Annotated in this window: 12 protein-coding genes and 1 tRNA gene; 4 read left to right on the top strand and 9 right to left on the bottom strand. The window is 38.7% G+C overall.

The features are described from left to right. The first annotated feature begins 142 nt into the window (after positions 1–142). The 3 genes from KO02_RS09420 (at position 143) to KO02_RS09410 (ending at position 3,142) form a co-directional block, all read left to right on the top strand. Positions 143–1,729, top strand: coding sequence for an ABC-F family ATP-binding cassette domain-containing protein (locus tag KO02_RS09420; protein WP_038697797.1), 1,587 nt, complete (start codon positions 143–145; stop codon positions 1,727–1,729). Positions 1,730–1,868: 139 nt separating this feature from the next. Then, positions 1,869–2,720 (top strand): TraB/GumN family protein, encoded by an 852-nt coding sequence (locus KO02_RS09415; protein WP_038697795.1) that lies wholly within the window; start codon positions 1,869–1,871, stop codon positions 2,718–2,720. 2 nt (positions 2,721–2,722) lie between these two features. Beyond that, a complete protein-coding gene (locus KO02_RS09410) occupies positions 2,723–3,142 on the top strand; it encodes a DUF1801 domain-containing protein (RefSeq protein ID WP_038697793.1) in 420 nt (139 codons plus the stop codon). A gap of 37 nt (positions 3,143–3,179) precedes the next feature. Here KO02_RS09410 and KO02_RS09405 read toward each other — a convergent pair. The 7 genes from KO02_RS09405 to KO02_RS09375 form a co-directional block, all read right to left on the bottom strand. Beyond that, positions 3,180–3,253: transfer RNA gene (locus tag KO02_RS09405), tRNA-His, on the bottom strand. A gap of 117 nt (positions 3,254–3,370) precedes the next feature. Then, the gene (gene htpG / locus KO02_RS09400; RefSeq protein WP_038697791.1) at positions 3,371–5,260 is read right to left on the bottom strand and encodes a molecular chaperone HtpG; all 1,890 of its coding nucleotides are present in this window, start codon (positions 5,258–5,260) and stop codon (positions 3,371–3,373) included. A gap of 150 nt (positions 5,261–5,410) precedes the next feature. Then, positions 5,411–6,511 carry a DUF2891 domain-containing protein gene (locus tag KO02_RS09395; RefSeq protein WP_038697789.1) on the bottom strand — a complete coding sequence of 367 codons (1,101 nt, stop codon included), beginning with the start codon at positions 6,509–6,511 and terminating at the stop codon, positions 5,411–5,413. An 89-nt stretch (positions 6,512–6,600) separates the two neighbouring features. After that, a complete protein-coding gene (locus tag KO02_RS09390) occupies positions 6,601–8,103 on the bottom strand; it encodes an alpha-L-fucosidase (RefSeq protein WP_144243291.1) in 1,503 nt (500 codons plus the stop codon). A gap of 133 nt (positions 8,104–8,236) precedes the next feature. Further along, positions 8,237–8,938: a Sir2 family NAD-dependent protein deacetylase gene (locus KO02_RS09385; protein WP_038697787.1), complete on the bottom strand. Its 702-nt coding sequence runs from the start codon at positions 8,936–8,938 to the stop codon at positions 8,237–8,239. Between the two features lie 21 nt (positions 8,939–8,959). Next, entirely contained in the window at positions 8,960–9,406 is a 447-nt protein-coding gene (locus KO02_RS09380) for a hypothetical protein (protein ID WP_144243290.1), read from the bottom strand. 43 nt (positions 9,407–9,449) lie between these two features. Next, positions 9,450–11,291, bottom strand: a complete 1,842-nt coding sequence (locus tag KO02_RS09375; protein WP_144243289.1) for an alpha-L-fucosidase — start codon at positions 11,289–11,291, stop codon at positions 9,450–9,452. A 108-nt stretch (positions 11,292–11,399) separates the two neighbouring features. On the opposite strand from KO02_RS09375, the gene rnhA reads away from it, so the two are divergent. Further along, a complete protein-coding gene (gene rnhA, locus KO02_RS09370) occupies positions 11,400–11,897 on the top strand; it encodes a ribonuclease HI (protein ID WP_038697783.1) in 498 nt (165 codons plus the stop codon). 104 nt (positions 11,898–12,001) lie between these two features. Here the strand turns inward: rnhA and trxB are convergent, their stop codons facing one another. Both trxB and KO02_RS09360 read right to left on the bottom strand, forming a co-directional pair. Then, a complete protein-coding gene (gene trxB, locus KO02_RS09365; RefSeq protein ID WP_038697781.1) occupies positions 12,002–12,955 on the bottom strand; it encodes a thioredoxin-disulfide reductase in 954 nt (317 codons plus the stop codon). Between the two features lie 44 nt (positions 12,956–12,999). Beyond that, positions 13,000–13,950: a 3'-5' exonuclease gene (locus tag KO02_RS09360; protein ID WP_038697780.1), complete on the bottom strand. Its 951-nt coding sequence runs from the start codon at positions 13,948–13,950 to the stop codon at positions 13,000–13,002. Positions 13,951–14,039 lie beyond the last annotated feature (89 nt).

The raw sequence follows: 14,039 nt of genomic DNA, 5'->3' as shown, positions 1-14,039 counted from the left end.
TAATCTTAAAAAAACATTACTATCTTTGCTTCAGAAATCTCAAAATCAAGCACATCCATGTAATCAATAATTTCTTTTTGCAAAAATAAAAATGTAAGCATTTAATAAGCTTACCATCCTCTATGCATCAAAAAAAGAAATTATGCTTATTTTACAAAATATTTCCTATCAGCATCTCAATAAAGATGTACTGTTTCGTAACATCAATCTGAGTATACAAGACAATAAAAAAATCGCTCTAATTGGTAACAATGGTGTCGGCAAATCCACCCTATTAAAGATAATTGCTGGAGAACTGCAGCCTTCGGAAGGCCAAATTAGTATTTTAGGTAACACCTATTATGTTCCCCAGATATTTGGACAGTACAATCACCTCACCATTGCTCAAGCTTTAAAAATTGAATCAAAATTAGCAGCATTAAATGAAATATTATCAGGTATTGTCACAGAAGATAATTTAACGACTCTTGACGACGATTGGAATATTGAAGATCGCTGCCAAGAGGCATTGCGTTATTGGAACCTGTCACATCTGGACCTGCAACAAAAATTGGAATCGTTGAGCGGTGGACAAAAAACTAAAGTCTTCTTAGCAGGAATCAGCATTCATCAGCCTAATTTGATCTTACTCGATGAACCCAGTAATCAGCTCGATGCTAACCATCGTGCATTGTTATATCAACTTATTCGAGATACTTCATGTACGATGATATTAGTAAGCCACGATCGCTCTTTATTAAACCAACTTGATTCCATCTACGAATTGAGCTCTTCAGGACTGGTATACTATAATGGTAATTATGACTTTTACCTCGAGGAGAAAAATTTATACCTCGAAGCGCTGCATGGAAACGTCAAGCATCTAGAAAAGGAAATTCGGAAATCAAAAGTCAAAGCTCGCGAAACGATAGAGCGTCAACAAAAATTAGATGCACGAGGTAAAGCCAAACAACAAAAAGAAGGTGTTTCAAGGATAATGATGAATACGCTACGCAATAATGCTGAAAAAAGCACCGCCAAATTGAAAGATACACATAGCGAAAAAAACAAGGGATTATCAGACGAGCTACAAAGCTTGCGTATGGAAATCCCCGATAGTGATAGGATAAAATTTGGCCTAGCAGACTCCGCATTACATCCTGGAAAAATACTTTTCAAAACAAGTCATCTCAACATGCGTTATACGGGCCAATTGTTATGGAAAGAAGGCTTGAGTTTCAGTATCTCCAGTACCGAACGTATTGCCCTAAAAGGAAAGAATGGAGCTGGTAAGTCTACACTAATACAGATCTTATTACAAAAAATTCAAACCTATAGCGGTGAACTATACCGTGCCGAACATACATCTGTCTACATCGATCAAGACTATTCAATGATTGATCAAAAATGCAGCATCTATGATCAAGTCCAACAGTTCAATAATACGGGATTACAGGAGCATGAAATCAAAATCCGTTTAAATCGATTCCTATTTGCGAAGGAAAGCTGGGACAAACCTTGTTCGAGCTTGAGCGGAGGTGAAAAGATGAGACTTTGTCTATGCTGCTTGACCACCTATAACATAGCTCCAGATCTGGTAATCATGGACGAACCTACCAACAATTTAGATATCCAAAATATTGCGATCTTAACTGCGGCTATCAAAGAATATCGCGGTACATTATTGATTGTGTCACATGATGATTATTTCTTAAGTGAGATTAATATTGAACGTGAAATCAACCTTTAAAATAAAGGAATCTAATCCATTATCTCAAAAAATCGAATCACATAAATGAAGATTTAATACAGATGTGGAGAAAAGATTCTTTTATATGTGTAACATTATTTCACTTTAATAGACTAACACAGCACTAACACTTTATAATATGAAAAAAATATCATTCTTGGCTATCATTGCTTTTATTGTAGCCACAATTTCAGTTCATGCTCAGGAGAATTCCCTGTTATGGAAAATTTCAGGAAATGGGTTGAAGAAAGACTCCTATTTATTGGGGACTTTACACGTGATGTGTGAAGAAGATTATAGTTTAAAAGATAAAATCAAAAACCTGATTCCATTGGTAGACGTCCTGACTCTTGAAGTGAATATTGGCTCAGAAGAAAATAAAGCGATTATCCCTGAAATGATGAAGCCAGATACCACGTTTCTAAAAGGGTTGACACCTGCTGAATTAGCAAAGGTAGATAGTATACTGACCTCACAACAGCTATCTATACGGATGCTTGACATGATGTCGCCAGCAGTATTTGTATCCATATTAAGCTTAAAAACGTTGAATTGTAGTGACCCTCGGAATATTAAAACAATGGAGGTAGATCTGCAGAGCATGGCTACAGCAGCAGGCAAAAGAATAGATGATTTAGAAACACTGAAATTTCAGATGGATATGCTGAACAAAATGTTTCAAGCCTCTGATCTCGTTACCTATTTAAATATGATGGATGATATGCCAGCCATATCTAAGAAAATGGTTACAGCATATCAAGCAGAAAATCTAAAAGATTTAGAAACAATCATTTATGACAACAGCTATCTGTCCAAAGAAGAGCAAGCTGATTTCTTGACCAAGCGCAACCAAGATTGGATAACCAAGATGCCTTCAAAAATGCAGGAGTCGTCCAATCTCTTCGCGGTTGGTGCCGGACATTTAGTTGGTGACAAGGGGTTAATCAAACTATTGTCCGCGAAAGGTTACAAGCTCACTCCTATTTTCTAGTTATGGCAAAAAATAAAACAAGGGCAACTACAAATTCTGTTGCGGATTTTATTGACCAAATACCGGATGAACAGAAGAAAACTGACAGTCTTAGACTCGTGGAAATAATGTCGGAGATTACGGGTCAACCTGCAATACTCTGGGGTCCCAGCATCATCGGTTTTGGCAGCTATCATTATAAATATGCAAGTGGGCACGAAGGTGATGCTCCATTAATAGGATTCTCTCCGCGTAAAACAGCTATTTCCCTTTACATATGTAGCTGTGATGAAGATAGTGAAAAATCAAACCTAGCGGGTTTAGGTAAGTTTAAGATGAGCAAAGCTTGTGTCTATATTAAAAGACTGTCCGATATCAATGCGGATATGTTGTCCAACATCATAAAGGAAAGCATAGCATCAGTAAAAAGAAAATACCCTTAAAAATAAAAAGGCGAAAGATATAATCTTTCGCCTTTTGGGTAAATGATGGGGCTCGAACCCACGACCCTCGGTACCACAAACCGATGCTCTAACCAACTGAGCTACATCTACCGTGATTGTTTGTGCTACAAAAGTAGATTTTTATTTGATATCCTCCAAATGTTTTTAAACAAAAAATCCTCATTACAACGTATCGTAATGAGGATTAAGCCATTATTTTTTGAATGATTAGATCATTTCAACACTACGCTTCACAAATGAAGTTAATGCTGCTCCTGTAAGTAATCCTCGCGACAATAAAGCCAGGTCAAAAGCTTGTTTTGCCAATTCAGATCCCTCCTCTTCAGAACTTGATAAAATCCGTTTCACCAATGGATGGTTACCGTTTACAGTCACTTTATAATTATCAGGTAAGCTACCGTAGAAATTCATTCCACCATTCGTTTTAGCCATATCTTTCATACGACGCATGAACTCATCGATCGTCACCGATACAGGTAATTCATCTGCAGACAAAGCATCTACTTCAACTTTCATATCTGGACGGCTGATTGCTTTTTCGAATATCGATAAAGCTTGTTTAGATTCCTCTTCAGAGATTGATAATTCTTGTTTCTCATCTTTTTGAATCAACTTATCAATGACGTCAGCATCCACACGTTTCAACTGCACTTTTTCACCACCTTTTTGTTCCAAATAAGAAGTGATGTGTGTATCTAGCGGTCCATCTAATACCAATACATCATAACCCTTCGTTTTTGCACTAGCGATAAAACTATCTTGTTGTGCTGTATCATGAGTATATAGATAGACAACGTTACCATCTTTATCAACTTGAATATCTTTTACCTTTTCGTAATATTCTTTGATCGTATAGCTCTCTTTATCTGTGTTAGTCAATAAACAGAACTCATTTGCTTTTTCAGCAAATTTTTCGTCGCTCAGCATACCGTATTTGATAAACATGCCGATATCATTCCATTTTTCTTCAAATCCTTTGCGATCTGCTTTAAAAATTTCCTGCAACTTATCTGCTACTTTCTTCGTGATATAGTTATTGATCTTTTTCACGTTACTATCCGCTTGCAAGAAGCTTCTCGACACGTTTAAAGGAATATCTGGTGAATCGATAACCCCATGTAACAACATCAAAAATTCAGGAACAATATCTTTGACCTCATCTGTGATAAAGACTTGACGAGAATACAATTTGATTTTGTTACGTTGAATTTCTAATTCGTTCTTGATTTTAGGGAAATATAAAATTCCAGTCAAATTAAATGGATAGTCAACATTCAAGTGGATCCAGAATAATGGCTCGTCCATTGAATATGGATATAGCTCTTTGTAGAATGCCAAATAATCCTCATCTTTCAACTCAGAAGGCGCTTTTGTCCAAGCTGGGCTTGTGTTATTGATGATATTATCAACCTCTACAGATTTATATTTCGCTTTTCCCTCTTCATCTTCACCATCAGGCTCGGTAGTCGTTTTTGTACCGAAACGAATGTTTACAGGAAGGAAACGAGCATATTTATCCAATATTTCCTGCAAGCGGGACTCGTTTAGAAACTCTGCTGATTCCTCATTGATGTGTAATGTGATATCCGTACCACGTGTCGTACGAGTACCCGTAGAGATTTCGTAAGAAGTACTACCATCACATGTCCAATGTGCCGCTTCAGCTCCATCTTGGTAAGATAAAGTATCGATTTCCACATTATCCGCTACCATAAATGCTGAATAGAAACCCAATCCAAAACGACCGATGATTTCATTCGCATCATTAGCCTCCTTGAATTTTTCCATAAATTCAGTTGCACCCGAAAATGCAACCTGATTGATGTATTTTTTGATTTCATCGGCAGTCATACCAATACCATTATCAGATATGGTGATTGTTTTAGCAGCCTCATCAAGTTTAACATCAACAAGTAAATCGCCCACTTCTCCTTGGTATTGACCTAAAGAAGCTAAACGTTTGATCTTTTGAGATGCATCCACCGCGTTGGAAATTAATTCGCGTAAGAAAATCTCGTTATCAGAGTATAAGAATTTTTTAATGACAGGAAAGATGTTTTCCGTGTGGATTGAAATAGATCCTTTTTCTGTGTTCATATATATATTATATTTAATTGCTTAATGATTCAACTGTTAATTATCAATCCATATTCCAAACGAGCACTTTAGGACAAGATGTCACATTTTAACACTAAAAATCTAACTTTTGTCATTTCACGTATGCAGATGCCTTATTTAACCGGTCTATTATTGATGCGTAATCGCGTACAAAGCGAATGTGCCCAACCAATGCGACCCCATATAGTCATCATTGCTGATGTGGGGCAAGGAGAATGCGAGATGATTTGTAGCCTGTTCGTGTAAATGATGGAGTTCAGGCAATTTTGATGCGATTCCATTGAGGCAAGTCGCCCGACTGAAATTAAGGCCATCCAAATGCACCAATTTACCATCTGTGCGATCCTTGACAATACCAGGCTCAAGTTTAAAATCTTTTGCAAACAGATCTGGCATAAAACCCTTCAGCCAGGTTCGATAGTCTTCCTCTGGTAGAATCTTAGCCATCACAAGTGCCTCCTCCAGACAAGGTGAAAGGAAATCAGTACCACTTGGTTCAAAAGCTATGGAGCATGATCTATCCTTCATGAAAAGACGTTTAATATGTTGCTCAAGCACTGATTCAAATGCAGAGTCTTGGACCGTTCGTGCATAATCTATCGCTAGGTTAAAACCAAAAGCCGAATTATCATGTTGTCCAGAACGGATTGGATAGACTAATTTAGGTAAGTATTCTTCATAACGCTTGACCAGTAAATTTGCTAAGGGTTGTAAAGAAGCAGCCCATTTTTCGGCTTCTGGATCTTTCCATGTCAGCAGCTCAGCCTGTAGCTGTAAAAGCCATGCCCACCCATAGGTACGTTCGAAACTGGTATTGTTCGCATCCAAGAAAAAGGCAATCTCCTGTTCTACATGAGCTGCAGTTAGCTTATCATTTAAAATCAATCGTGCTTGCTTACTTTCTGCCAGATCCGGAAAAGTCTTCAGTATCTTTACGATGGACCAATACCCATGTACGGAAGAGTGCCAATCAAAACATCCATAAAAAATAGGATGCAATTGTTTCGGTGACTTAAGGTCCTGTGCCGACCCAATGACCTGTCCCAATTTATTCGGATATTCGGTTTCGAGACAATGTAACGGAAGTGCCATAATCCGCTTAGCCTCAGTAGTATCTAGTAAAACAGCATTTTTCGTTGTGTTCTGAAGGTTTGATGGGTTGTTTTTAGCGCCATTATCGCAAGACAATAATACTGTGCAGGCAAAAAGAGTTAAGAATATTCTGGACATTTTTAGGACATTAATTTAAAGCTAAAAATAACAAAAAAAAGCTAAAATCCGTAGATTATAGCTTTTTCAATAACAGTTTCATGTTCCTGTTACATCTTGGCGTCCATTAATTTTTCAGCCTTGCCTTTCGGGCTGTCCACCTTCATCTTGATGACAAATGCCCTATCCGTTTGAAATGTATGGGGAACTACAATATCATAATAGGTGTTTTTATCCAAATCGATGCCCAGATCCGCGTGTTTCACTTCCAATACCTGTCCGTTTGCCAATAAGGTAGCTGTAACAGGCACCTCGGTCGCTGTCTTTGGCACCGATATGCGCACGATATTGTTAATCGGTCTATTGAAAATAGTTAAATAGAGATTATCTTCCTTTTTGGTGAAATATCCCAACTTAGAATTGGTCATTCCAGCATGACGAGCACCATATATCGCCTCACCGTTAACCTTCATCCAATCTCCAATTTCTTTTGCCAATCGATCTTCCTCTGGGTGCATATTCCCCTGACCATCAGGTCCAAAATTCAACACAAAATTACCACTTAATGAGGCGGAATAGACGAGCATGTCTAAAAGATCATCTGTTGTCTTTGTATAAATACCTGACCAGTCCTTCATATACCCCCAACCATTTGGCGGGATAGTCATCACACAGTCCCAATCACGACCTTCCAACCAAGTGATATCTCCAGGCAATTTACGCTCCCAACCCTGTTCATAATCACCCAGCATCTGGCCATTCGAATCAAAGTGACGCTTGCCATATTCATCATTGCGGAAACGCGAGCCAATAATCAATCCGGGGTGTTTTTCACGGAGTTCCTGCTCCAGTTTGTAGGTAAAATCATAGGACTTAATCCAAGATTGATCCCAAGTGCCATCAAACCAAAAACCTTTCATCTGTGGATAATGTGTCATCAACTCCAACAGTTGGTTACGCGTATAATTCAGAAACCGGTCGAATTTTTTCTTTTCTGCTGCTGTCTTAGGTTCTTTACCCATATAGTCAGGGTTGTTCCATTCCATTACCGAAAAATACAAGTAGACATCTATTCCTTCGGCCGTATAGGCATCGACAACTTCCTTGACGATATCTTTCTTATAAGGTGATTTACTGATATTATAGTCTGAATACTGCGTTGGCCACATCGCAAATCCATCATGGTGCTTGGTCGTGAAAATCAGATATTTCGCACCCATTTCTTTCGCTTGTTTGGCCCATCGCTTGGCATCAAAATCTTTTGGGTTAAACTGTTTGTATAGATTATCATAGGTTTTTACCCAATCTTTCGGAGTATCAGGTCCTCTCCAAGCCCGTATCCATTCGGAAGCTGCAGCGCCTCCGCGAGCACTTACACCCTCCCACTCATTACCCGGAATTGCATATAATCCCCAATGTATAAATTGACCAAGACCATAGTTTCGAAAGGCTACCATAGCTTCATCATCGCGATTAGGAGGCGATAGTGGGCCGTATTTAATCTCCTTCAATTCGGTAGATTTAGCCTTAGGGCCAGTCCATTGTGCATGGACAGTAGCAGTCGCAACAAGTAAGGCTGTGACTAGTAAAGATTTTCTTAGCAAACGATTCATATCTATTAGATTACGCAGGGTTATCACTTTTAAATAATAAATATATTGATTTAGGTAGGTATAGGAAATGTTTAAAAGCATGCAAACGATTGTTCCAAAGACGAAAACGTTAGCGTAATGAATAGATTACAAATTAAGATGTGCGGTATCGACTGATTAATTGTTCGACCAAATCAGGAACAGCGTCCGAAGCTGAGCGCTCTATCGCACATGCTTTCCTAGGTATACGAGTGGTATTGATCTGTTTATCGACAACATAAAGATCGCATCTATGGGTGATGACTTCAACCAGACTGGCTGCAGGATAAACCTGTAAAGAAGTTCCGATTACAAGCATGATATCGGCAGCCTGGGCAATTGCTATTGCCGTCGGCATATTCGGGACTGATTCACCAAACCATACAATGTTAGGACGCAACTGCGAACCTTTATCACATAGATCCCCCATCTTGATTTCATGGCCTATGACCGGATATAACATACTCTTATCGACCGATGAGCAAGCTTGATCCAATCTTCCATGCAGGTGTAATACGTCAACAGATCCTGCGCGCTCATGCAACAAGTCGACATTCTGGGTGATGATTTGTACATCAAAATATTTTGCGAGTCGCACTAAAGCATCATGAGCGGCATTTGGCTTAGCCTCCATCGCTGTTTCTCTGCGCTTATTGTAAAAATCTTGTACCAATTCAGGATTTCGATACCAACCATCGATACTTGCTACTTCAGACACATCATGGCCCTCCCATAAGCCATTGGCATCACGAAAAGTTTGAATACCACTTTCAGCTGATATACCGGCCCCTGTAAAAACAACGATCTTTTTTCTCATATGACAACGTATATGTGCAAATTACCAAGTCAACACCGAATCTTGAAAATTGATAGGCAATGCTAGTTTTATGGAATCATTACTACTGATTGCTTTATTGTTTGAAGCGATAAAAGCGCGTTCAAAATTAACAAACAGTACATTAGGTATATGAAGATCTAAGGACGACTTCGCTTTCAGGATATACCGATTATTTTCTAAGCTTAGGTGCTTATAAATCCGAAAAGCAACCACCTTGGCTTTAACTTTTTCCATTCCCTCCAGGTTTTTTATATCTGTACCATCATGCATGTAAGATTCATCAAAATACATAAAGTGGTTTGAATTTGCCAATTCTTTCAAGTCTAGACGCCCGTCAAGCACAGCCTGTGCAAGTGAGTCGGCCTCTGCTCGCTGTACTTGAGTACCATTTCCGTTATGGCAAGATAAAAAAAATACAGCAAGTAAAGGTGTTAAAATATATTTCATATGCATAAAAAAAGAGGCAATTTTTAATTGCCTCTTTACAAATCTATAAATTACTTTCAATAGCACCTACCTTTTCTCGATACAATTCAATTGGTTTATCCAATAAAACCGCGATGACGGTCATCCGCTTGTCCAGTCGTTCTTTCGGTACATCGATATATACGATACCAGGAGTAGAACTCCAATAGAGTTTATTGAAGATATCATGTCCTATCATTGATCCCTCTCCAACGATACGAATACGTGCGATCGTATTTTTAAGCCCCTTCAGTGCGATAGGCCCAGTTGGGGTACCTTCCACAAAAAGAAATAGCGTTTGCTTATCTTTAGATAAAGCACTTAATCCCGCAAAATGACCATTAGGTAGGCCAGCTTCTGCATCGTGCAATACTTCTGCATTGTTGGCAACCCACTCTTTTACATCAGGTGAAGTAAACTTCAGTTGCTTATCCAATAAATCGCCGTCAGAGCTGATTTTTCCTTTAAATAGATTCGCTCCCAGATTAGTGTACTTGCTAATTTCTGCAATCGTCTCTTCTACCTGCCCTTGTTTAACTATTGTATTTACATCAGGTAAGGCGTTTGCCTTGTTTTTATTAAACTCAGGCTTTTGGTCAAATGTGATGGCTAAGACGGTTACAGTTGGGTCAAAGTTGCTGGTAGGAAGATTTAGACTCAGGGTATTGTCTTCGTACTTCATAGCTATTTTTTCGTTGTTTCCAACAAATTTAACCGAAGTAGGTTTTGACTGTAATCCCTCTAATACCAATCTATCTTTAATTTGGTCAAGATAGATATAAAGTGTCTTACCATCTTTAGAAAAAGCATTTTTATCCGTTAGAAATTGGGCATCAAGACCAGCACGTGTACCGTAGATAGCCTCTTTATACTTTGATGTCCATCTTCCCAATTCTTGCAATACTTTCACCTGTTGTTCTGGGATAGTACCATCCGCTCGTGGACCGATATCCACCAATAGGTTACCTCCCATGGCGATACAATCCACCAACGTGCGAACGATCATGTTTGGCGACTTATAGTGCTGATCAAAAGGCTGATAGCCCCATGAGTCATTCATCGTATAGCACAATTCCCAATAGCGTGATTCAGGACGTATTACAGGAATACCTTGTTCTGGAGTATCATAATCACCAAAATGGTTCAATCTCGAATTGATGATGATATTGGGATTATATTTACGGAGCTGTGCCAATGTTTCGGTAGAACGCCACTCTTGATCATTATGCTCCCAATCGCCATCGAACCAAATTAAATCAGGTTTATAGGCTTTTGATAATTCTTCCAACTGCCCTTGATAGTAGTTAACAAACCGATTCCAGCGTTTCGCATCATCAGCCACTGCATAACGTTTTTTAGTTCTTGTGTTCACGTCATAATCTGGGTGGCTCCAATCGGGTAGCGAATAGTAAAGACCTGTTCTCAGGCCTGTTTTCTGAAGCGCTGTAACAAATGGAGTCAGGACATCCTTTTTCGCTGCAGCATCTTTAGCTGTAGTAATCGCATCATTTTTTTTGCTATCCCAAAGCGATACACCATCATGATGACGTGTGGTGATAACCGAATATTGCGCTCCAGACTCATGGATTAATTTTGCCCATTCTTCTGGCTGATACTGATTGGCTGTAAAACCATCCAGTTGCTTCATGTAGTTGTCGTGGCTGATATAGTTGTTGAAAAAAGCCCAAGATTCAGAAATACCCTTCACCGAATAAATTCCCCAATGGATAAAAACGCCCAATTTGGCATCCTCAAACCATTCCATCTTTTTCTCTTCCTCTTGTTTGTTTTTATTTTCTTGTGCAAAAACGCTATAGCTAGATACCGCTAATAAAAACACAGCTAATATTGACTTCTTTCGAATCATAGTTACTAATTGAGATATTAGGTTTTTAAAAAGTGAAAAGTAAGAAATTTATTTATGCAATTCAAACTTAAAGTCGCTATTTTGACTGAATAAATTATCTTTGTACTAATGATTGAATTATATACGGATGGTGCTTCAAGCGGTAATCCAGGACCAGGAGGCTACGGTACGATCTTAAGAACTATTTATACAGGTGATAACGAAGCGTATAAAGGAAAATTGATTGAAAAAGAGTTTTCTGGTGGTTTCCGCAAAACCACCAATAATCGCATGGAATTAATGGCAGTGATTGTAGGGCTCGAAGCCTTGAAAAATCTAAACCAAAAGGTAACGGTCTATTCCGACTCCAAATATGTCATCGATGCAATCGATAAGAAATGGGTATTTGGATGGATGCAGAAAGGATTTGCGGGTAAAAAGAATAAAGATCTATGGATTCGTTTGATCCAGGTGTACAAACTGCATCAGGTTCGGTTAGTATGGGTAAAAGGGCATGCCGGACATCCCCTTAATGAGCGTTGTGACCAATTGGCCGTAAAGGCTGCCAAAGACAAATCTTGTTGGAAGATAGATTCGGTATTTGAGATGGAAGAAGCAAAAGGATAGGTTGTTCTAATTTAGTAACATAGAAAATGCCCCGAAAAGTTAGCTACTTTTCGGGGCATTTTCAGAATCTTTAAAATCCTAACTGATTTTTTGTGCAGAACAAATTATTCTGCAACGGTCTCTTTAGAAGCTAAATAACGCTCTGCTTCTAAAGCAGCCATACAACCAGTACCAGCCGCAGTGATTGCTTGGCGGTATACATTATCCTGTACATCACCACAAGCATATACACCTGGAATATTCGTCGCAGTTATATTTGGCTTAGTAATTAAGTAACCCGTTTCATCCATATCTAAGATACCCTTGAAAAGATCGGTATTCGGATTATGGCCGATTGCAACGAAAAATCCAGTTACATCCAATACCTTTTCCGATTGATCTTGGTTATTGAGTACACGTACACCCGTCACCACTTGACCATCACCTAATACTTCTAACGTTTCAGAGTTATAGTGAATCTCAATATTTGGCGTATTCAAGACGCGGTGAACCATTGCTTTAGAAGCTCTAAATTCATCACGGCGTACCAACATATGTACTTTAGAACACAATTTTGCTAAGTAAGTTGCTTCTTCAGCAGCAGTATCACCCGCGCCTACGATAGCTACTTCTTGGTTCTTATAAAAGAATCCGTCGCAAACTGCACATGCCGAAACACCAAAACCATTATATTTCTGCTCACTATCCAATCCCAACCATTTTGCCGTAGCACCAGTTGCAATAATCACTGTATCTGCAGTAACGGTTTTGATTCCATCGATTTCAACCTGATGAACAGCACCGGAGAAATCTACTTTAGTCGCATATCCAAATCGAACATCGGTTCCAAAACGTTCAGCCTGCATACGCAGATCTTCCATCATAACAGGGCCTGTGATTCCTTTAGGGTATCCAGGGAAATTATCTACTTCTGTTGTCTGCGTCAACTGACCACCTGGTACCATACCTGTATACATAACTGGCTTCATATCAGCGCGAGCTGCATAAATCGCTGCTGTGTATCCCGCTGGTCCTGAACCAATGATTAAACACTGTACGTGTTCTATTTCTTGAGACATAAAATATTTATTTATAAATTTTTTTTACTTATTAATAAGGAGACCTAACCAAATTTATTTTTTAGACCAGCTAACATATCATTGGTAATCTCTCTTTTTTCACTTTTATTTTCTTGCTTCTGAAACTCCTTTTTGGCTTGCTTTTTATCTTCAGGAGCATGAATTGGTTCCGAAGACTTTGCTGCTCTCTTAGCTTGTCTATGGCTATTCCAGATATTTTCTAAACACTTCTTAGTGTACAAAGGAAAATCGCCATTTTGCATCCATGCATAATAGCTCGGTTCTACATCAAAAACTTCCGTCACCGGACGGCCTTTGTGCTTACCAAAATTAATTACCTCTACTCCTTCATCGTTATACACGATACGACCTGCAAAATCGACAGGCCTAGTCATATTGGTGAATTCTGACAAGGCAGGCACATCATTGACAACAGGTACAGATTGCTTACCGTGCTTATCTTCATATACAGCACCCTCATACTTCGTCAATTGTGCCTTCAATACTTCGTAGGTAGCACGCACGTCAGCTTCAGCACTATGTGCGTTCTCCAGACTTTCGTTGCAATAGAATTTGTAAGCAGCTTTCAATGTACGTTGTTCCATTTGATGGAAAATGTTTTGAACATCGACGAATACACGGTTTTCCAAAGAAAAATCAACACCCGAACGTAGGAACTCTTCCATAAGCATCGGGATATCAAATTTATTAGAGTTATAGCCAGCCAAATCAGCATCGCCTATAAAGTCAGCAACTTCCTGACTTATGCCCTGAAATGTTGGTGCATCGATGATATCTTCATCATAGATACCATGAAACATGGACGATTCTGCAGGGATAGGCATAAGCGGATTAATCCGTTTCGTATATACTTGTTCCTCAGCATTAGGCAATACCTTTAATATTGATATTTCAACAATTCTATCTGCTGATATATTGATTCCTGTAGTTTCTAAATCGAAGAAAGCTAAAGGTTTCTTAAGTTTCAATTCCATTACGAATTTTTATTATTAGATTGTTAAATACATCATTGTATAAAACAAAAATACAAAGTATGAATGATTTTTTGTTTATTGTAAGTCTA

Source organism: Sphingobacterium sp. ML3W (assembly GCF_000747525.1).
In the GTDB taxonomy this organism is placed as follows: Bacteria; Bacteroidota; Bacteroidia; order Sphingobacteriales; family Sphingobacteriaceae; genus Sphingobacterium.
Note: the sequence above shows the minus strand (reverse complement) of the source record. Positions and strands in the feature narration are given on the sequence as shown.